The following is an 18,685-nucleotide window of genomic DNA, read 5'->3' as shown; positions in this document are numbered from 1 at the left end:
CAGGTGGCTAAATTGGATATAGCGTCTTTATTGGGTATTATACTTGGAATTGTGTTGTTTGTGTTTGGAGTTATCGTTGGTGATGGTAACCTTGTCAGAGACTTCTGGGATGTGCCTTCCGTTATCATTACCATCGGAGGTTCGCTGGCGGGTACGCTGGCTGCTCACAAACTTCCGGATTTTATCAACGGGTTAAAATCCATTACTCTGACATTTAAGGATACCAAATCGGATGTAAGCGAAGTAATTAAGAATATTATTGATTTATCAAACATAGCAAGAAAAGAAGGACTTCTGGCACTGGAAGAAGCAGCCAACGGCATTGAAGACGAATTTCTGAAAAAGGGTGTTATGCTGGTGGTTGACGGTACGGACCCGGAACTGGTACGAGGCATTATGGAAGCGGATCTGGTCAGTGTGGAAGAACGTCATAATGTGAATATTAATTTCTGGAAGACATGGGAAGGTCTTGGACCTGCCTGGGGTATGATTGGTACCCTGATCGGTTTGATTAACATGCTTGCAAAGCTGAGCGACCCGTCTTCCATCGGACCCAGTATGGCGGTTGCTCTGATTACCACACTGTATGGTTCTCTGATTGCCAACTGGCTCTGTAACCCTACAGCGGCGAAACTGAAAGTTAATAATGATGAAGAAATTCGAATAAAGGAAATTACCGTGGAAGGGCTTTTGTCAATTCAGGCGGGCGAGAACCCCCGTGTAATTGAGGAAAAATTAAAATCCTTCCTGTCCCCGAAAATGCGTGAAGGCATGACGGAGCAGGGCGGAGGTGAAGAATAATGGCAAAGAAGAAGAAAAAGGATTCCGGCGGAGGAGCTGCCAACTGGATGAATACCTTCGCAGATCTGATGAATCTTTTGCTGTGCTTTTTCGTGTTGTTGTTCTCCATGTCCTCTGTAGATGTGGATAAATTTGAAGCGTTGGTGCAGTCTCTGGAGCACAGTTTCAGTATTCTGCCTCAGGGAGGTTCCTCCATAGGCGATGGCCAGATGGTGGCGGCCGGTGTCAATCAGCTTCAGCTGCTGGATCAGTATTATAAGGAAGCTGCCAATTCAGCCAGCAAAGAAGATGGGGAAGACAACGAGGAAGAAGAAAAGGATCCGGAACAGGCTTTGAAGGAAGAGATGGCGGAAGCCGGACTGGAAGAGTCTGAAGAGATGGCGGAACAGATTGAACAGATAATGGAGGAACAGGGAATTGCCGGTCAGATGGAAATTGATTCCAATGCCCAGTTTGTGCGTATTACCCTGAACGGAGCGTTATTGTTTGATTCCGGGCAGTCTCAGATCAGAGAAGATGCTCTGCCGCTGGTGGATAAACTATCACTGATATTGGAAAGTTATGACAGTAGTCTGATTGATATAGAGGGGCATACGGATAATGTGCCCATAAGCAATGAAAAGTACGAGAACAATGATGTGTTGTCTGCATACCGTGCATTTGCAGTGAAAAATTATGTGTTGGGAAAAACCGTGCTGGAAGCAGGTAAAATCAATGCCACAGGATGCGGAGAGTACAGTCCCGTGGCAGATAATGCAACACCTGAGGGCAGAGCAAGGAACCGAAGGGTAGAGATAAAAATATACAATTCGTATAATTCAAATTAGAAAGGAAAGACAGCAATGAAAAAGAACTTAATGAGTGTTTTAATTCTGGCACTGGTAGTTGCGAATCTGATTTTAACAGCAATCCTGATGATTTCCGTTGTGCCTCAGTCAAAGAAAGCAAATGAACTGATTACCAAGGTATGTTCCGCCATTGATCTTGAGCTGGAGGGAGGCAAGGATAATTCCTCTCTTTACATACCCATGGAACAGTGCGATACCATCAAGATTTCTGAGGGAGCCAGCCTTACCATTAATCTGAAAAAGGATGACAGCGGAGAGAACCATCATGCAGTGATTTCCGTGGCTCTTGTTCTGGATACAAAGAATGAAGGATATAAGAAGTATGTGACAGACGGTGTAATTGCACAGGAAGATATTATTAAAAGTGAAGTGAATAAAATTGTAGCAGGTCATACCATAGATGAACTGAGGGAAAATCAGGCAGCGGTACAGGACGAGATTCTGAGCCGTCTGCGCAGACTGTACGAATCTGACTTTATTGTAAGTGTGGCATTCCCGACCTATAATTACGAATAAGACAGTGTGGATAAGCGAAGAGAGATTAAAATTGCAGTATAAATGTCAGGTGGTGAGTGAGGATGGGCGAGGTCTTATCCCAAAATGAGATAGACAGTCTGCTGAGTGCTTTGAGCAACGGTGAGCTGGACGCAGATGAGATTAAGGATACCGGGGAAAAACAGGTAAAGGATTATGATTTTGCAAGGCCTGCGAAATTCTCCAAAGAACATCTCAGAACGATGGAGATTATATTCGAGCATTATGGAAGACTGCTTTCTACAAATCTTCCGGCATATCTGAGAAAAAACATTCAGGTGGAAGTCATGAATTCAGAGGCAGTTACCTATTCGGAATTTTCCAATTCCATGTCCAATCCGGTGCTTTTGGGAATTGTGAATTTTGCACCGATGCCAGGCAGTATTATCATAGATCTGGCTTCTAATCTGGGATATGCCATGGTGGACCGTATGCTGGGCGGTATGGGAGTTCCTCTGGAGCGCAGCCGTGATTTTTCGGAAATTGAGCTGTTGATTATTGAACGTATCATGAATGTATGTATCAATCTTCTCCGGGAGCCCTGGGAAAATGTACTGGAGATACATCCAAGGCTGGAACGGATAGAGACGAACTCTCAGTTTGCACAGTTTATTTCCCCCAGTGAGATGATTGCGATCATCACAATTAATATGAAAATCGGGGATGTGGAAGGACTGATGAATGTCTGCCTTCCCTATATGACACTGGAAGACGTGATGGATAAGCTGAATACCAAGTTCTGGTTTTCCACCATGCAGGCCCGCGGTGAACAGGAATATACGGAGATTATTGAGTCCATTATTTCCAAGGCACCCATGCCGGTGAAGGCAGTCCTGGGTAAAAGCGTTATTTCAGTAAATGATTTCATCAATCTTCAGGTGGGGGATATTATCCGCCTGGACAGAAAAGTGGAAGATGAATTGGATGTATATGTTGGAAATATTAAAAAGTTTACTGCTTTGCCTGGTGCATCTGGGGAACAGTATGCAGTAAGAGTTACATCAGTAATCAGAGAGGAGCAGTGAGGTTATGGATGGAATGGACGGAGTTTTATCACAGGAGGAAATTAGTGCTCTGTTGAATGATGATGCCGGTATGGATGCAGCCGCTGCAGGAGCAGGCGGTCTTGAAGATCTGACCCCGGATGAAATTGATGCCATAGGCGAGATTTCCAATATCAGCATGGGAACAGCGGCTACTACTTTATTTTCTCTCGTAAACAGGAAAGTTGATATCTCCACACCGGTAGTTACTTTTGCTACCTGGGATGATATTGTGGAAGCCTATGAGCGGCCCTGCGTATTTATCAGAATTGCTTATACCGTAGGACTGGATGGAAGCAATCTTCTGGTATTAAAAGAACATGACGTGAAAATCATCACGGATTTGATGATGGGCGGCGATGGTACGAATCTGGATGGTGAACTGGGCGAACTGCATCTGAGCGCAATCAGTGAAGCCATGAATCAGATGATGGGCAGTGCTGCCACATCCCTGTCATCCATGTTGAATAAAATGATTGATATCAGTCCGCCGTCAGCTGATCTGGTGGATTTAAAGGATACTCTGAACGGAGAGGAAATTGATGAATTTCTGGCCGGCCGGTTTGTAAAAATTTCTTTCAAAATGGAAATCGGGGATCTGGTAAACAGTGAAATTATGCAGCTGTATCCATTTTCCTTTGCAAAGGAAATGTGTTCCGGTGTGGCGCAGACAATGGAAGCAGATACTTCCTCAACTTCAGCGGAAGCGCCTGCACCTGCGCCGGAAGCACCTGCACCTGCGCCTGCACCTCAGCCGGCGGCAGCGCCTCAGCCAATGATGGGGCAGCCGATGATGGGCGGACAGCCAATGATGGGGCAGCCGATGATGGGTGGACAGCCAACGATGGGAATGCCCATGATGGGAGATATGTCTCAGATGTATGCTCAGCAGCCGGTTAATGTACAGCCTGCTCAGTTCCAGGCTTTTGCAGGAGATTTCAATCCGATTACCCAGCAGGAGAATATCGGATTGATTATGGATGTTCCGCTGGATGTAACTGTGGAACTTGGGAGAACCAGCAAGTCCATTCATGATATTCTGGAATTTGCTCCGGGAACTATCATAGAATTGAATAAGATTGCAGGGGAACCAATTGATGTGTTGGTAAATGGTAAATATGTTGCCAAAGGCGAGGTTGTAGTGCTGGAAGAAAGTTTTGGCGTGCGTATTACCGAAATTATAAATAACTAATAAAAAAGTGATATCAAGGAGAAAAAAATATGGCAAAGAATATTTTAATTTGTGATGATGCAGCGTTTATGAGAATGATGATTAAGGACATTCTTACCAAAAATGGCTACAATATTGCAGGAGAAGCCGAGAATGGTCTGAAGGCAGTGGAGAAATATAATGAGACCAAACCGGATCTGGTACTGATGGATATTACCATGCCGGAGATGGACGGAATTCAGGCATTGAAGCAGATTAAGGCTTCCGATCCTTCCGCATGTATTATTATGTGTTCCGCAATGGGACAGCAGGCAATGGTTATTGAAGCAATTCAGTCCGGTGCCAAAGATTTCATTGTAAAACCGTTCCAGGCTGAACGTGTATTGGAAGCTGTGAAAAAAGTAGTTGGATAAGATGATTTTGCTGGAAATTTCCTCAGGATGGGAAAGTTTTTTCCAATTGCTCGGCATACTGCTGGTATTTCTGCTCGTGCTGGTACTGACCTATGGCGTAACCAGGTGGATTGCCGGATATCAGCAGGGAATGATGGCAAACAGGAACATACAGGTCATTGAAACATTCCGGGTAAGCAATAATAAGTTTATTCAGATTATTCAGGTTGGAAAAAAATGTCTGGTTATTTCTGTCTGTAAAGATACCATTAATATTCTGACGGAACTGACAGAAGAACAGCTGATCTGGAAGCCTTCCCCGGAAGAGAAAAATCCGGTCAATATGAATGAGAATTTTCAGGAAATACTGAATAACCTGAAGAAAAAAATCCCCAGGAAGTAGGCAAAGCATTATGAGAAAGCTGAAAAAAATATATTGCGGAACTTCCTTTGCCTTTGGCACAGTTACACTGATACTTATGCTGTTTTTATGTTTTGGGCAAAGCGCATATGCGACAGGAAGTGCAGCGGATGCCAATCAGCAGATTACGGATACAAGCAGACAGGAGACAGGAGAACTGACTGCTCCCAGTACCGAAAGGGCAGAGCCGGGAACCACGAATGGAATGACATTCAGCTGGAATAACGAGGAGGGAGATCTGTCCGGTAATATCAGAATTTTGCTGGTACTTACCGTGATTTCACTGGCTCCTTCCATTCTGATTATGCTGACCTCCTTTACAAGAATTATTATTGTACTGCATTTTGTAAGGACGGCTATTGGAACTCAGACGGTTCCGCCTAACCAGGTGATGGTAGGGCTGGCATTGTTTCTGACTCTGTTTATTATGAATCCTGTATTTTCAGAAATTAATGAGACAGTGATTCAGCCTCTGGAAGCCAATGAGATCAATCAGGATGAAGCCATGGAGCGGATAGAAGCCCCCATTCGCAGATTTATGTATAAGGAAATGCAGCGAAAGGATCTGAAGCTGTTCTGTGACATTGCGGAAATTGACATGACCGGTATGGATTTAAGCGAACCGGAGACACTGGAGCCCATACCCATGAATGTGGTAATTCCCAGTTTTATTGTCAGTGAGCTGCGGACAGCATTTATTATTGGGTTCCTGATTTATATACCGTTTATTGTGATTGATATGGTAGTGGCTTCGGTGCTGATGTCCATGGGTATGATGATGCTGCCTCCTACTACGATTTCCATGCCCTTTAAAATACTGCTGTTTGTTCTGGCAGATGGATGGGATCTGGTAATCGGAAATCTTGTAAAGACATTTTATTGAGTACAACCACTTGTGGAAGCAAGTGGTTGCGAAGTGTAGAGGTGAAAACGTATGATTACAGAAGGACAGGTACTGGATATTGCCAGGGAAGCATTATTTTTGATTATCAAGGTATCTGCACCGTTGCTGCTGATTTCCCTTATCATAGGTTTGATTATCAGTATTTTTCAGACGGTAACCTCCATTCAGGAGCAGACCCTGACTTTTGTACCCAAGATCATTGCTGTTTTTTTGGGAATGATGCTGTTAGGCGGGTGGATGTTGGAGAATCTGACAGACTTTATGGCGGAATTATGGAATAATTTCGGCCTGTATCTGCGTTAGGTTGAGACAGTATGATAAACTATTTGTTTACAGTATATACATTTGAATATTTTCTGATGATATTGGTAAGGGTTGCATCATTTGTCTTTGTTGCTCCGTTTTTTGGAATGAATAATACCCCAGGCCGGGTGAAAATCGGACTTTCGGCGTTTCTGGCATTAATTTTGTATCAGGCGATACTGCCGAAAGAGTCTCTGGAATATTCCGGAACAATCGAATTCGCCATCATCGTACTGAGGGAAGGAATTACAGGATTGCTTATTGGATTTGCAGCAAACATTTGTAATTCCATTATTGTGTTTTCAGGTAAAGTTATTGATATGGAGATCGGCCTTGCAATGGCAAATATTTATGATCCCATGACCCGTACACAGTCAGGTCTTACCGGAACCATGTATAACTATTTTATCATGCTGCTGCTGATTATTACAGACATGCATCATTATATTCTGCGGGCGCTGATTGATACCTATCAGCTGATTCCTGTGAATGGAACAGTTTTTGACTGGGAGCATCTGATGAGCACTATGAGCATGTATATTGCGGATTTGATGGTAATCGGATTCCGCATTGTTCTTCCCGTTTTTGCCACCAGTATGATTCTCAACTGTATTCTGGGGGTTATGGCAAAGGTGGCGCCTCAGATGAATATGTTTGCGGTGGGAATGCAGCTGAAGGTTTTAATCGGGTTTTCTGTTTTGTTTGTAACAATTATACTGCTGCCGGATATATCGAATTTTATATTCAGAGAAATGAAGAGAATGATTGTTTCTGTAGTTGAAGGAATGTATTAGCGTGAGAGATGAATTCTGTTTTTTGATGGAATATGACCTCCAGTGGTTTGCAAAAGACGGAAATGGCGGGGAAAAGACAGAGCCTGCCACAGCCAAAAAACTGCAGGATGCCAGAAATGAAGGACAGGTGGCCAAGAGCCAGGAGCTGAACAGCGCTTTAAGCCTGATTGCGTTATTTTTAATGCTGAAAGTATTTATCTCCTCTATTGGAGAAAGTCTGTTCCGTAATTTTTATGTGTATTATAATAAGATTCCGGATGTGATTAACGACAGTATCGGCGGTATGTCGGCCTATGCCGCTTCTGTGATTATCAATAATACTATTTTGGTAATTGTGAAAATACTGGCTCCTGTGTTTGCCATAGGATTTACGGTTGCACTTGTCAGTAATATTTTTCAGGTGGGATGGAAGGTAACTACAAAGCCCATGCGTCCCAAGTTCAGTAAATTAAATCCCCTCAACGGGGTTAAACGGATTATTTCCAAGGATTCTCTGTTTGAGCTGTTGAAATCCATAGTAAAGGTGACATTGATTGCCTATGTGGCTTATTCAGCTATCAAAGATCATCAGAATGAACTGTTTCTGTTGTATGATATCCCGCTGATGCAGGTAATTCTGCTGGTGGGAACCATTGTGATTGACGCCGGGCTGAAAATCAGTCTGGTGTATCTGCTGGTTGGAATTGCTGACTGGATTTATCAGAAGCATAAATTTAAAGAAGATATGAAGATGACCAAGCAGGAAGTAAAAGATGAGTATAAAAATACGGAGGGAAATCCGGAAATTAAGGGACGCCAGCGTTCCAGAATGAGGGAAGCCTCCCAGCGTCGTATGATGCAGAATCTGCCCAATGCTGACGTGGTAATTACCAATCCCACCCATTATGCGGTGGCAATCCGGTACGATGCCAGCCAGTATTCCGCACCTGTCGTTGTGGCCAAAGGAGAGGATTACCTTGCCATGAGAATTAAAGATGCGGCCAGGGAACATCAGATAGAAATTGTGGAAAACAAGCCTCTGGCGCGGATGCTTTATGCCAATGTGGACGTTGGCGAAGAGGTTCCGCCGGAATTGTATCAGGCAGTGGCTGAGGTTCTGGCCTTTGTTTACAGTCTGAGAGAGAATAGATAAATGAGACGAAAGGAGAAAACAGCATGAAGAAAGCTGATATGGGAGTTGCACTGTATTTGCTGGTTGCAATTATATTTTTTATCGTGCCGATTCCCTCTATTTTATTGGATATCATGCTGGCATTTAATATATCCATAGCATTGGTAATACTGATGAATGCCCTTTTTGTAAAAGAAGTGCTGGACATGTCCTTTTTTCCAACCCTCCTTTTGTTCACGACCCTTTTCCGTATTTCACTGAACGTTTCTTCCACACGTCTTATTTTAACCACAGGAGATCCGGGTAATGTTGTGCGTACCTTCGGCCAGTTCGTAGGTGGAAGCGATTTCATTATCGGCGCAATTATTTTTGTGGTTATGATTTTGATTCAGTTGATAGTAATCAACAAGGGTTCTGAACGTGTGTCAGAAGTAACAGCAAGATTTACTCTGGACGCCATGCCAGGTAAACAGATGGCGATTGATGCGGATTTGAATACAGGCGTGATAAGCGAAAAACAGGCGCTGGAACGACGGGATAAGATACAGCAGGAATCCAGCTTTTTCGGAGCCATGGATGGTGCTACCAAGTACGTGAAGGGAGATGCGAATGTAGGTATTCTGATTACCCTGATTAACCTGGTGGGCGGAATTGCCATGGGAATGCTCCGCCAGGGTATGACCATCGGTGATGCTCTGAATGAATACGGAGTTCTGACCATCGGTGACGGTCTGGTGAGTCAGATTCCTTCTCTGCTGATTTCTCTGGCAACCGGTATTCTGGTTACAAAGGCTTCCAAAGAAGCAGATTTCGGAGATACGCTGATTCATCAGTTATTTGGCATCCCAAAGGTACTGTATATTGTAGGTGCGGTATTGATTTTCCTGGGTATTGTAACTCCTCTGGACTGGAGACTGTTTCTTCCCTTTGGAATTGCTTTTCTGATTGCAGCCAGAAATATGGATACAAGTCTGGGAATGGAAGCCATTGAGGAAGAAGTGGATATGGCGGAAGAACAGGCGGAGGAAATACGCCGGCCGGAAAATGTGGTATCCCTTCTCCAGGTGGATCCCATCGAGCTGGAGTTTGGATATGGTATTATTCCTCTGGCTGATGTAAATCAGGGAGGCGACCTGCTGGATCGTGTGGTTATGATCCGAAGGCAGATTGCTCTGGAGCTTGGTACAGTGGTACCTATTATCCGTCTCAGAGATAATATCCAGTTAAATCCCAATCAGTACATTATTAAAATCAAAGGTATTCAGGTGACAGAAGGAGAAATTCTCTTTGACCATTATATGGCCATGAATCCGGGATTTGTAGAGGAAGAGATTTCCGGTATTCCCACTTTTGAACCTTCCTTCCATCTGCCGGCGCTGTGGATTACAGAGAGCCAGAGAGAGCGGGCGGAGAGTCTGGGTTATACGGTAGTAGATCCTCCTTCCATTATTGCAACTCATCTGACGGAAGTAATCCGGCTGCACATTGATGAACTGCTGTCCAGACAGGATGTACAGAATCTTGTCAATAATATCAAAGAAACCAATCCGACTCTTGTGGACGAGCTGATACCCAAACTGCTGGGCGTGGGAGAGATTCAGAAAGTTCTTCAGAATCTGCTGCGGGAAGGTATTTCTATCCGGGATCTGCTTACTATTTTTGAAACCATGGCAGACCATGCGGCCACTACCCGTGATACGGATGTACTGACGGAATATGCAAGACAGAGCCTGAAGCGGGCGATTTCCAGTAAATATTTCCCGGCTAATGAAGTGACCAGCGTGATTACACTGGATCCAAATCTGGAGCAGGAAATTATGGGCGCTGTAAAACAGACGGAACAGGGAGCATATCTGACTCTGGACCCGGAAAAGACAAAAGCCATTATGGCGTCTTTGGAGACGGAGACGGCCAAACTGGAGAATCTTGGAAAGAATGCAATTATCATAACATCGCCCATTGTGCGTATGTATTTTAAGAAACTGACAGAAGATTACTTCAGAGACTTAATTGTGGTTTCCTATAATGAAGTGGAATCTAATATAGAATTACAATCAGTAGGGATGGTGAGCCTTTCATGACGATAAAGAAATTTCAGGGGAGAACAGAAGAAGAAGCCACTGCAAAGGCGAGGGAAGAATTCGGCCCTCAGACAGTGATTATGAATGTAAAAGAGATAAAGCCGAAAGGGTTTCTGCGTTCTTTCAAGACCCCTTTATATGAAGTGACGGCAGCCATAGAAGAAGATCAGCAGGCAGGAGCCAGAATTCCCGCACATATGCCTTCGGCTGCTCCTGTGCCCGCGTCTCCGGTATCTCCCATATCTTCAATATCTGCTGTGCCTTCCGGAGTGCCCGTATCTCAGCCGCCCATATCTCCGAGGCCTTCCGGCCCTGTGCCGGTTTCAGCTCCCGGAAATATCAATATTGCGGCAGATGAACCCATTCCCATACCGAAGCCGGAACCATTAAAGGAAGTGTTTGCAAAAGTGGAAAATACCTGGGCTTCTTCCATGGGAACGCCGGAATCGGAAGAAAAGAAAAAAGAAAATGCCATGGAAAATAATCTGGAAGAGAAACTGGAGAGTCTGCAGTCTCTTCTGGAAAAAAAACTGGCGCCGGAACCGGAAAAAGAACTCCCCAAAGAGGTGCCGGTGGATGAGAATTTTAAGTTTATCAAGATGATTTACAGCATTCTGCTGGATAATGAAGTAGATGAAAAATATGTAAATCAGATTATGGATGAAGTAGAAAAGGTAATGAAAGGCGGGGCCAGTGTGGATCTGATACTGTCCAGTATCTATCAGAAAATGATTCTGAAATTCGGACAGCCCCAGCCCATTGAACTGTCCGGGCGAAAACCGAAGGTAGTGTTTTTTATCGGACCTACAGGGGTGGGGAAAACCACCACCATTGCGAAAATAGCATCGCGGTTTAAAATGGAAAAAGGGAAGAAAGTAGCTCTGCTGACAGCGGATACCTATCGAATTGCCGCAGCAGAACAGCTTCGTACCTATGCAAATATTCTGGATACTCCGTTGGATATTGTGTATTCTTCCGAGGAACTGAATGAAAAACTGAGAAATTCCGAGGAATATGATCTGGTACTTGTGGATACTGCAGGATTTTCCCATAAAAATGCGGAACAGCGGAATGAAACAAGGCAGCTTATTGACAGAATACCGGGGGAATATCAGAAAGAGACGTATCTGGTGCTGAGCGCTACCACCAAATACCGGGATTTGCTTGATATAGCAGACGTATATAAAGAGAATTTTCATTTTAAATTAATTTTTACCAAACTGGATGAAACAAGTTGTCTCGGAAATATTCTGAATATGAAACTGTATACGGGAGCGGATTTATCCTATTCCACATACGGACAGAATGTTCCGGAAGATATAGAAGTTTTTAATACGCAGAAAATTGTAAAACTTCTGCTTGGAGGAAAATGACATGGACCAGGCGGAGCAGTTAAGAAATATTGTAAAAAAGAATCAGCAGTCCACCCGTAAAGCTCGTATTTTTGCAGTAACCAGCGGGAAAGGCGGGGTAGGGAAGTCGAACGTGGCGGTAAACCTGGCAGTTCAGATGCAGAAGCAGGGAAAAAAAGTTATTATTTTTGATGCGGATCTGGGGCTTGCAAATGTTGAAATCATGTTCGGAGCCATTCCCAAATATAATTTAAGTGATTTGATTTATCGGGGAAAGACCATACAGGAAATTATTACACCCGGACCTCTGGATATTGGGTTTATATCAGGAGGTTCCGGTATCACAGGTGTAAATAACCTGTCCAAAGATCAGCTGAAATTTCTGGTACGGAATCTGTCAGAGCTGGATGAACTGGCAGACATTATAATGATTGATACCGGGGCCGGAATTTCAGATCATGTACTGGAATTTGTTATGGCCAGCCCGGAGGTGCTGCTTCTCGCCACTTCCGAACCCAGTTCCCTGACAGATGCCTATTCTCTGCTGAAGGCTTTACATCGTAATCCTGAATTTCGCCAGGCGCAGACTAAAATAAAGGTTATTTCCAACCGGGTAGTCTCAGAAGAAGAAGGTACGGGAATTTATGAAAAGCTGAATGCAGTGGTAGGACAGTTTTTAAAAGGAAATCTGGAATATCTGGGGATGATTCCACAGGACGGAGCCATGGAAAAAGCAGTTCGTCAGCAACAGCCGGTAAGTATTCTTTATCCGGATGCGAAATCTACCAGAGCATTTGAAGTGCTGACCGGTAATCTTCTGGAAGGAACCACAGCCCCTCTCCATGAAAAAAGAGGAATTATGCAGTTGTTTTCACGTTTTATTTATAAAAAGAGCCAGGCATAAAAAAGTTGAGTCAGAGGTGCATCATGAATTCTAATATTGTCAGACCAGGAGATAAAGTTGAAATTCGAATTTTACAGCAGGTAGAACAGGGAAAAAAGCTGGGGGAACAGCCTCCTGTATATCACAGCATTGTGGAAAATGTACGGGACGATGGTTTTTTTGAGATGCTGGTTCCCATAAGAGAGGGAAAAACCCAGGCCCCGCCCGGCGGCGTCCGGCTGGAATTTCTCTTCTATGCCAGGGCGGGCATGTATCGCTGTGTGGCACATATTAAAAACCGTTATGTTCGGGAAAATCTCTATCTGATGCTTGTAGAGCCCAGAAGCCCTCTGGAGAAATTTCAGAGACGGGAATACTACCGTTTTGAATGTGCAATGGATATGCAGTACATGATGATTACGGATGAGGAAGCGGAAACAGAGAATATCACGGAATTAAAAGAACATCATAGACTAAATTATCCGGAAGACCTTGCACGGGAAGCCATTGCAGTGGATATCAGCGGAGGAGGTCTCAGATTTATAGGAAAAATGCCGGGAAATAAAGGGGATTACCTGTTTCTTTCTCTTCGGCTGGAAAGTGAAAGTATGAATTATCTTCTGGAAATCGTTGGAAAAGTCCTGCTGTGTCAGGAAATCGAATCCGGAAACAAAGAAAAGAAGTATGAGTATCGTATCAATTTTCTGATGCGGAATCAAAAAGAGCGAGAAATAATTATTAAATATATTTTTGAACAGGAACGAAGAAGAAGACAAAAAGGATGATGTTATGAAAAAAAATATTTTAGTGGTTGATGACTCTGCACTTATGAGAAGGCTCATCTGTGATATAATTAACACAGAAAGTACATTTCAGGCAACGGATGTCTGCCGAGACGGCCTGGAGGCATATGAACGATTGAAAACCACCGGCTACGATGCTGTGATTCTGGATGTAAATATGCCCCGGATGGATGGTCTGGAATTACTGGAAAAACTACAGCAGGACAAAATTGATGCTACTGTTATTATGGTAAGTACCCTGACCGTTAAGGATGCGGATGTGACCATCCGGGCCATGGAACTGGGCGCCATTGATTTTGTTACCAAGCCATGTAATATCATTGAAGCAAAGGGAGAAGAATTTAAAGGAAGTCTGCTGAAGGTTCTGAAAGCAGTTATCAGATCTGATAATGCCAGGAATGCTCTCGGTGTGGCTTCCAGGCCGGAGGAGAAGCCGGCACCGGTAAAAACCGTTCAGATTCCAAAAAAGCCGGTTGGAAAAGGAAGAAACAGGCTGGTGGCCCTGGCATGTTCTACCGGAGGCCCCAAGGCACTTCAGAGTGTGATTCCCTATCTGCCGGAAAACATGGCTGCTCCCATGGTGCTGGTTCAGCACATGCCCGTGGGATTTACAAGATCCATGGCGGAACGTCTCAATGATGTCAGCAAAATTGAGGTAAAGGAAGCAAAAGAGGGAGATGTTCTGGAGAAAGGGTGTGTTTATGTGGCACCCGGAGGAAAGCACATGGAGATTCAGAAGAAACCGGATGGTTCTCATGTGGTTCGTCTGAATGACCAGCCGCCTATCGGAGGGCTGCGCCCCTGTGCAAATGTAACCTATGAATCGCTCCGTACCAGCGGATACGATGAGATTGTCTGCGTGGTGCTTACCGGTATGGGAGCAGACGGAACCGGAGGAATCCTTTCCCTGAAACAGAAGAAAAATATTCATGTAATTGCCCAGGATGCCCAGTCCTGTGTGGTATATGGAATGCCCAAAGCAATTGCCGAGGCCGGCGCTGTAGATGAAGTAGTTCCCTTGACAGAAGTTGCACAAACGATAATAAAGAATGTGGGGGTACAGTAGTATGGATGTAAGCCAATACCTTGAAATTTTTATTGATGAGACAAACGGACATCTGCAGAACCTTTCAGACTGTATCATGAGCCTTGAGAAAGATCCGGAAAATATGGACACCATTAATGAGATTTTCCGTGCGGCTCATTCTCTGAAAGGAATGGCGGGCACCATGGGCTTTAAACGTATGCAGCGTCTGACTCATGATATGGAGAATGTTTTTCAGGAAGTCCGCAGCAACAATATGAACGTTACCAGCAGTCTGGTGGATGTTCTGTTTCAGTGTCTGGATGCCATTGACGCATATCTGGAAAATGTAAAGGAAAGTTCAGAAGAAGGAACAGACGACAATGAAGCCATTATTCAGGAACTGAATGATATTCTGGCGGCAGGAACCGGCGTGGTTCCCGTAAAAGAAGAAAAAGTCGAGGAAAAGCCGAAGGAAGCAGCTTCCGGCGACCGTTTTCAGAAAAAATATATGGACATGGAATTTTCCGAGAAGGAGAAGGAAGAACTCCGTGTGTCAGAAGAAAAGGGCATGAAACTCTATGGCGTCACGGTATATATTCAGGAGGAATGTCTGCTCAAGGCTGCAAGAGCATTTCTGGTTTTCAAAGCAGTGGAAGATTTCGGAAATATCATTGCATATAACCCCTCTTCTCAGGATATTGAAGATGAAAAATTTGGATTTGATTTCAGCTTTTATCTGGCCAGTGAGACAGAACTGGATAAAATAAAAGAAGTGTCAAAGGCTGTTTCTGAAATTGAAGAAGTAATCGGTGAGCAGGTAGCTTACAAAGAACTGACAGCCGCAGCAGCAAGAAAAGAAGAGGCGGAAGCAGCGGCAGCCAAAGAAGCGGAAAATGCCAAAAGTGCGGAAAACCCGCAGGTACCGGCAGCAGCTCCGGCTCAGACCAAACCACAGGCTCCGGCTCAGTCAGGCAAAAAGCAAAATGGCGGCAAGCCGGTGACCAACCGTACGGTTCGTGTGGATATTGAGAAGCTGGATGCACTGATGAATCAGGTCAGCGAGCTGATTATTGCCAAGAATTCGCTGGTATCCATTGGTTCCACTTCCGACGGAGCCACGGGAGGTTCCAATTCTCAGGCATTCCATGAACAGATTGAATATTTGGAGCGCATTACCACAGGACTTCATGAATCTGTCATGAAAGTGCGTATGGTACCCATTGAAAGCGTTGTTCAGAAGTTCCCACGTATGATTCGGGATCTGTCCAAAAAGCTGGACAAGAAGATGGAACTGTATATGACCGGTGAAGATACGGAACTGGACCGGACCGTGGTGGACCAGATTGGAGATCCTCTGCAGCATCTGCTGCGTAATTCTGCAGACCATGGGTTAGAGAGCGCAGAGCTTCGTAAAAAAAGAGGAAAACCGGAAAGCGGATCTATTCATCTGAATGCTTTTCAGGAAGGAAATAATGTTATTATCGAAGTAAGCGACGACGGTAACGGTATTGACACGGAAAGCGTTAAGAGCAAAGCCATTGAACGAGGACTGATTACACCGGAACAGGGTGCGGCTCTGAGCCAGAAGGAAATCATAGATTTTCTGTTTATGCCCAGTTTTTCCATGGCAAAGCAGATTTCTGACGTATCCGGCCGCGGTGTGGGTCTGGATGTGGTGAAATCCAACATTGAAGCATTGGGCGGAGATGTGGAAGTGAAAAGTATACTGGGAGAAGGCTCCAAGTTTACGGTACGCCTTCCGCTGACTCTGGCAATTATCCAGGCATTGATGGTGGAAGTGAGAAATGAAAAATATGCTATTTCTCTGGGTTCCATTGAGACTATTGAAGAAATTATGGCTGACGAAATCAAGTTTGTTCAGGCAAAAGAAGTGATACATATTCGCGGCATGGTAATTCCGCTGATTCGTCTGGACCAGTTGCTGGATTGTGAGCCGGATGATGAAGAACGGGAAAGCCTTACAGTGATTATTGTCCGCAAGGGCGATAAATTTGCAGGACTTATTGTAGATGAGCTGAACGGCCAGCAGGAAATTGTAATCAAATCCCTGGGCAAATACATTAACAACAGTACCAAGATTATCAGCGGTGCAACTGTTCTTGGAGATGGTGAAGTGGCATTGATACTGGATGTTAATACATTATTTTAGGGGGTGTTGATATGGCAAACAATATTTCTGTGGTAGAAGACGGCAAAAAGCAGTTTATCGTAGTGAAAATCGGCAGTGAACAGTATGGAATAGATATCAGTTATGTAGATAATATTGTCCGTATGCAGAAGATTACCAGGGTGCCGAAAGCACAGACCTATTTTAAGGGAATTATCAATCTGCGCGGGGAAATTGTACCGGTAATGAGCATTCGTACCAGAATGGACCTGGAGCCGGATGTATTTACGGATGTTACCAGAATTATTATTCTGAAGCTGGAAGAACACGGGGTGCTTGGCCTTATCGTAGATGAAGTAAAAGAAGTGGTAACCCTTGGTCCGGATGAAATTGACAAAGTAGCTTATGATGCCAGAAACAGCAAAAGCAACTTTATCAATGGTGTTGGTAAGCACGGAGAAGAACTGATTTCCCTGTTTGATACCAACAGCATCATTGATGAATCAGAAAGTGTATAGTTAGACGAAGAGAGGCTGTTGCGGTAAACCGGTATTCCGGGCAGCAGCCTGTTCGTAATTCAGGAGAAATGGAGAACAGCGGTCATGGCTAAATTTAGTTTGGATCAGGTAAATGAAATGTATTTTGACGTGCTGAAAGAAATCGGCAATATTGGTGCAGGCAATGCTACCACCGCAATTTCAAATATGCTGAACCTGAAAGTAAATATGGAAGTTCCCAAAGTGGAATTTCTGACTTTTCAGGAACTTCCCACCGCGATTTCTGCGGAGGAAGAAACAGTGGTGGGCATTTATCTGGAAGTAGAAAGCGATATCGGCGGAAGCATGATGTTTCTGCTGAAAATGGAATCTGCCCGTTATCTGGTAAATCATCTGATGGGAAGACCGGATGATTATGCGGAAGAATTCAATGAGATGGATCTGTCCGCAATCAAAGAAATAGGAAATATTATATCCGGCTCCTATTTATCAGCTTTGTCTACGATGACAAATATGGTAATCACATCTTCTGTCCCATATCTTGCTATTGACATGGCAGCGGCTATATTAAGTGTGCCGGCCATTCAGTTCGGGCAGTATGGGGACAATGCACTTCTGATACAGACAGAGTTTGGAGACGATGTAAAAATACAGGGATTTTTTATTTTAATGCCGGATGTAGATTCTTATGATAAAATTTTATCTTCATTGGGGATTGCACTGTAAAAGGAGCATGGAGTTATGGCTACAATTAAAGTTGGAATGGCAGATTTGAATATTTGCAAGGCACCGGATATGATTACCACGCTGGGATTGGGATCATGTATTGGGATTGCAGTCTATGATCCGGTTTTAAAACTTGGAGGACTGGCACATATCATGCTTCCTGACAGTACACAGATGAGAAATAATTCAAATATTGCCAAATTTGCAGATACAGGAATAGAGGAACTGATAAAACGTGTGGTTGCGGCAGGTGCCAACAAGCGGCGCCTGGTTGCAAAAATCGCGGGCGGGGCAAAAATGTTCCAGGTCAGCGGCCTTTCCACAATCGGAAATGTGGGAGAACGCAATGCCCAGGCTTCAAGAGCGAAGCTGAAACAGCTTGGAATTCCGCTGCTGGCTGAAGATACCGGGTTGAATTATGGAAGGACTGTTGAATTATATCCGGCAACCGGGGAATTTTATATTAAGGCAGTGGGCAAAACATTAAAAATTATTTAAAGGGTGACAGGATATGAAAACGAAGCAGGTACCAATAATTATTACCTTGATAGCCGGACTTGTAACATGTATTATCGGCTTTATGGAACAGATGGAAATGGGACAGTTTGTGAAAATATGGATTATCGTTTTAATATCCTTTTATATCCTTGGATGCATTGCAAAACTGGTGTTGGACAAAAACTTCAGGGAAGAAGCAGAAGAAGCCACGGAAGAGGCAGCGGAGGAAGAAGAGTCAGAGAATCCGGAAGAAGCAGAGGATTCGGAAGCTCAGGAAGACTCCGCAGAGGAAGAAGAAATACAATAGACGCACAGTTTGGAAACTTGTTGTATTTGATCACGCAGGAAAGCCTGTAAAGGCGTTACCT

At 44.1% G+C, this 18,685-nt stretch carries 21 protein-coding genes; all 21 read left to right on the top strand.

Annotated features, from left to right (window positions below; translation table 11 throughout):
* Positions 1 to 3 precede the first annotated feature (3 nt).
* The 21 genes from C805_RS16425 to C805_RS16325 all read left to right on the top strand — a co-directional run bounded on the left by C805_RS16425 (position 4) and on the right by C805_RS16325 (position 18,624).
* A complete protein-coding gene (locus tag C805_RS16425; RefSeq protein WP_371197635.1) occupies positions 4 to 801 on the top strand; it encodes a motility protein A in 798 nt (265 codons plus the stop codon).
* Positions 801 to 1,628: an OmpA/MotB family protein gene (locus C805_RS16420; protein WP_016215037.1), complete on the top strand. Its 828-nt coding sequence runs from the start codon at positions 801 to 803 to the stop codon at positions 1,626 to 1,628. The genes C805_RS16425 and C805_RS16420 overlap by 1 nt, the downstream gene beginning before the upstream one ends.
* 15 nt (positions 1,629 to 1,643) lie before the next feature.
* On the top strand, positions 1,644 to 2,165 hold the full coding sequence (locus C805_RS16415) for a flagellar basal body-associated FliL family protein (RefSeq protein ID WP_016215036.1): 522 nt from the start codon (positions 1,644 to 1,646) through the stop codon (positions 2,163 to 2,165).
* Between the two features lie 62 nt (positions 2,166 to 2,227).
* Positions 2,228 to 3,208 carry a flagellar motor switch protein FliM gene (gene fliM, locus C805_RS16410; protein WP_016215035.1) on the top strand — a complete coding sequence of 327 codons (981 nt, stop codon included), beginning with the start codon at positions 2,228 to 2,230 and terminating at the stop codon, positions 3,206 to 3,208.
* Between the two features lie 13 nt (positions 3,209 to 3,221).
* Positions 3,222 to 4,418 (top strand): flagellar motor switch phosphatase FliY, encoded by a 1,197-nt coding sequence (gene fliY, locus C805_RS16405; protein WP_031201157.1) that lies wholly within the window; start codon positions 3,222 to 3,224, stop codon positions 4,416 to 4,418.
* A 29-nt stretch (positions 4,419 to 4,447) separates the two neighbouring features.
* A complete protein-coding gene (locus C805_RS16400) occupies positions 4,448 to 4,810 on the top strand; it encodes a response regulator (protein ID WP_016215033.1) in 363 nt (120 codons plus the stop codon).
* Between the two features lies 1 nt (position 4,811).
* Positions 4,812 to 5,192 (top strand): flagellar biosynthetic protein FliO, encoded by a 381-nt coding sequence (locus tag C805_RS16395; RefSeq protein ID WP_016215032.1) that lies wholly within the window; start codon positions 4,812 to 4,814, stop codon positions 5,190 to 5,192.
* Positions 5,193 to 5,202: 10 nt separating this feature from the next.
* Complete coding sequence (gene fliP, locus C805_RS16390) at positions 5,203 to 6,093, top strand: flagellar type III secretion system pore protein FliP (protein WP_016215031.1); 891 nt, start codon at positions 5,203 to 5,205, stop codon at positions 6,091 to 6,093.
* Positions 6,094 to 6,144: 51 nt separating this feature from the next.
* The gene (fliQ, locus tag C805_RS16385; protein ID WP_016215030.1) at positions 6,145 to 6,417 is read left to right on the top strand and encodes a flagellar biosynthesis protein FliQ; all 273 of its coding nucleotides are present in this window, start codon (positions 6,145 to 6,147) and stop codon (positions 6,415 to 6,417) included.
* A gap of 11 nt (positions 6,418 to 6,428) precedes the next feature.
* Positions 6,429 to 7,211 carry a flagellar biosynthetic protein FliR gene (fliR, locus tag C805_RS16380; protein WP_016215029.1) on the top strand — a complete coding sequence of 261 codons (783 nt, stop codon included), beginning with the start codon at positions 6,429 to 6,431 and terminating at the stop codon, positions 7,209 to 7,211.
* 1 nt (position 7,212) lies between these two features.
* Positions 7,213 to 8,343 (top strand): flagellar biosynthesis protein FlhB, encoded by a 1,131-nt coding sequence (gene flhB / locus C805_RS16375; protein WP_016215028.1) that lies wholly within the window; start codon positions 7,213 to 7,215, stop codon positions 8,341 to 8,343.
* A 23-nt stretch (positions 8,344 to 8,366) separates the two neighbouring features.
* On the top strand, positions 8,367 to 10,403 hold the full coding sequence (gene flhA, locus C805_RS16370; protein ID WP_016215027.1) for a flagellar biosynthesis protein FlhA: 2,037 nt from the start codon (positions 8,367 to 8,369) through the stop codon (positions 10,401 to 10,403).
* The gene (gene flhF / locus C805_RS16365; RefSeq protein ID WP_016215026.1) at positions 10,400 to 11,776 is read left to right on the top strand and encodes a flagellar biosynthesis GTPase FlhF; all 1,377 of its coding nucleotides are present in this window, start codon (positions 10,400 to 10,402) and stop codon (positions 11,774 to 11,776) included. Before flhA ends, flhF begins: the two co-directional genes overlap by 4 nt.
* Position 11,777: 1 nt before the next feature.
* Positions 11,778 to 12,659, top strand: a complete 882-nt coding sequence (locus C805_RS16360) for a MinD/ParA family protein (RefSeq protein ID WP_016215025.1) — start codon at positions 11,778 to 11,780, stop codon at positions 12,657 to 12,659.
* Positions 12,660 to 12,682: 23 nt separating this feature from the next.
* Positions 12,683 to 13,423, top strand: coding sequence for a flagellar brake protein (locus tag C805_RS16355; protein WP_016215024.1), 741 nt, complete (start codon positions 12,683 to 12,685; stop codon positions 13,421 to 13,423).
* A 4-nt stretch (positions 13,424 to 13,427) separates the two neighbouring features.
* A complete protein-coding gene (locus C805_RS16350) occupies positions 13,428 to 14,507 on the top strand; it encodes a protein-glutamate methylesterase/protein-glutamine glutaminase (RefSeq protein WP_016215023.1) in 1,080 nt (359 codons plus the stop codon).
* A 1-nt stretch (position 14,508) separates the two neighbouring features.
* Positions 14,509 to 16,638 (top strand): chemotaxis protein CheA, encoded by a 2,130-nt coding sequence (locus C805_RS16345; protein ID WP_016215022.1) that lies wholly within the window; start codon positions 14,509 to 14,511, stop codon positions 16,636 to 16,638.
* Positions 16,639 to 16,649: 11 nt separating this feature from the next.
* Entirely contained in the window at positions 16,650 to 17,114 is a 465-nt protein-coding gene (locus C805_RS16340) for a chemotaxis protein CheW (protein ID WP_016215021.1), read from the top strand.
* 84 nt (positions 17,115 to 17,198) lie between these two features.
* The gene (locus C805_RS16335) at positions 17,199 to 17,819 is read left to right on the top strand and encodes a chemotaxis protein CheC (protein ID WP_016215020.1); all 621 of its coding nucleotides are present in this window, start codon (positions 17,199 to 17,201) and stop codon (positions 17,817 to 17,819) included.
* Positions 17,820 to 17,834: 15 nt separating this feature from the next.
* Positions 17,835 to 18,317: a chemotaxis protein CheD gene (locus tag C805_RS16330; protein WP_016215019.1), complete on the top strand. Its 483-nt coding sequence runs from the start codon at positions 17,835 to 17,837 to the stop codon at positions 18,315 to 18,317.
* A gap of 13 nt (positions 18,318 to 18,330) precedes the next feature.
* Positions 18,331 to 18,624: a hypothetical protein gene (locus C805_RS16325; RefSeq protein ID WP_016215018.1), complete on the top strand. Its 294-nt coding sequence runs from the start codon at positions 18,331 to 18,333 to the stop codon at positions 18,622 to 18,624.
* The last annotated feature ends 61 nt before the right edge of the window (positions 18,625 to 18,685 follow it).

Source organism: Eubacterium sp. 14-2, assembly GCF_000403845.2.
GTDB lineage: Bacteria > Bacillota > Clostridia > Lachnospirales > Lachnospiraceae > Petralouisia.
The sequence above is the reverse complement of the archived record's forward strand: the minus strand, read 5'-3'. Positions and strand labels throughout refer to the sequence as shown.

Coding starts and splice junctions, on each gene's coding strand:
- C805_RS16355 (WP_016215024.1), top strand. CDS start 12,683: ATGAATTCTAATATTGTCAGACCAGGAGATAAAGTTGAAATTCGAATT.
- fliY (WP_031201157.1), top strand. CDS start 3,222: ATGGACGGAGTTTTATCACAGGAGGAAATTAGTGCTCTGTTGAATGAT.
- flhF (WP_016215026.1), top strand. CDS start 10,400: ATGACGATAAAGAAATTTCAGGGGAGAACAGAAGAAGAAGCCACTGCA.
- C805_RS16350 (WP_016215023.1), top strand. CDS start 13,428: ATGAAAAAAAATATTTTAGTGGTTGATGACTCTGCACTTATGAGAAGG.
- C805_RS16345 (WP_016215022.1), top strand. CDS start 14,509: ATGGATGTAAGCCAATACCTTGAAATTTTTATTGATGAGACAAACGGA.
- fliP (WP_016215031.1), top strand. CDS start 5,203: ATGAGAAAGCTGAAAAAAATATATTGCGGAACTTCCTTTGCCTTTGGC.
- C805_RS16420 (WP_016215037.1), top strand. CDS start 801: ATGGCAAAGAAGAAGAAAAAGGATTCCGGCGGAGGAGCTGCCAACTGG.
- C805_RS16330 (WP_016215019.1), top strand. CDS start 17,835: ATGGCTACAATTAAAGTTGGAATGGCAGATTTGAATATTTGCAAGGCA.
- C805_RS16360 (WP_016215025.1), top strand. CDS start 11,778: ATGGACCAGGCGGAGCAGTTAAGAAATATTGTAAAAAAGAATCAGCAG.
- C805_RS16335 (WP_016215020.1), top strand. CDS start 17,199: ATGGCTAAATTTAGTTTGGATCAGGTAAATGAAATGTATTTTGACGTG.
- fliQ (WP_016215030.1), top strand. CDS start 6,145: ATGATTACAGAAGGACAGGTACTGGATATTGCCAGGGAAGCATTATTT.
- fliM (WP_016215035.1), top strand. CDS start 2,228: ATGGGCGAGGTCTTATCCCAAAATGAGATAGACAGTCTGCTGAGTGCT.
- flhA (WP_016215027.1), top strand. CDS start 8,367: ATGAAGAAAGCTGATATGGGAGTTGCACTGTATTTGCTGGTTGCAATT.
- C805_RS16415 (WP_016215036.1), top strand. CDS start 1,644: ATGAAAAAGAACTTAATGAGTGTTTTAATTCTGGCACTGGTAGTTGCG.
- C805_RS16340 (WP_016215021.1), top strand. CDS start 16,650: ATGGCAAACAATATTTCTGTGGTAGAAGACGGCAAAAAGCAGTTTATC.
- C805_RS16400 (WP_016215033.1), top strand. CDS start 4,448: ATGGCAAAGAATATTTTAATTTGTGATGATGCAGCGTTTATGAGAATG.
- C805_RS16395 (WP_016215032.1), top strand. CDS start 4,812: ATGATTTTGCTGGAAATTTCCTCAGGATGGGAAAGTTTTTTCCAATTG.
- fliR (WP_016215029.1), top strand. CDS start 6,429: ATGATAAACTATTTGTTTACAGTATATACATTTGAATATTTTCTGATG.
- C805_RS16325 (WP_016215018.1), top strand. CDS start 18,331: ATGAAAACGAAGCAGGTACCAATAATTATTACCTTGATAGCCGGACTT.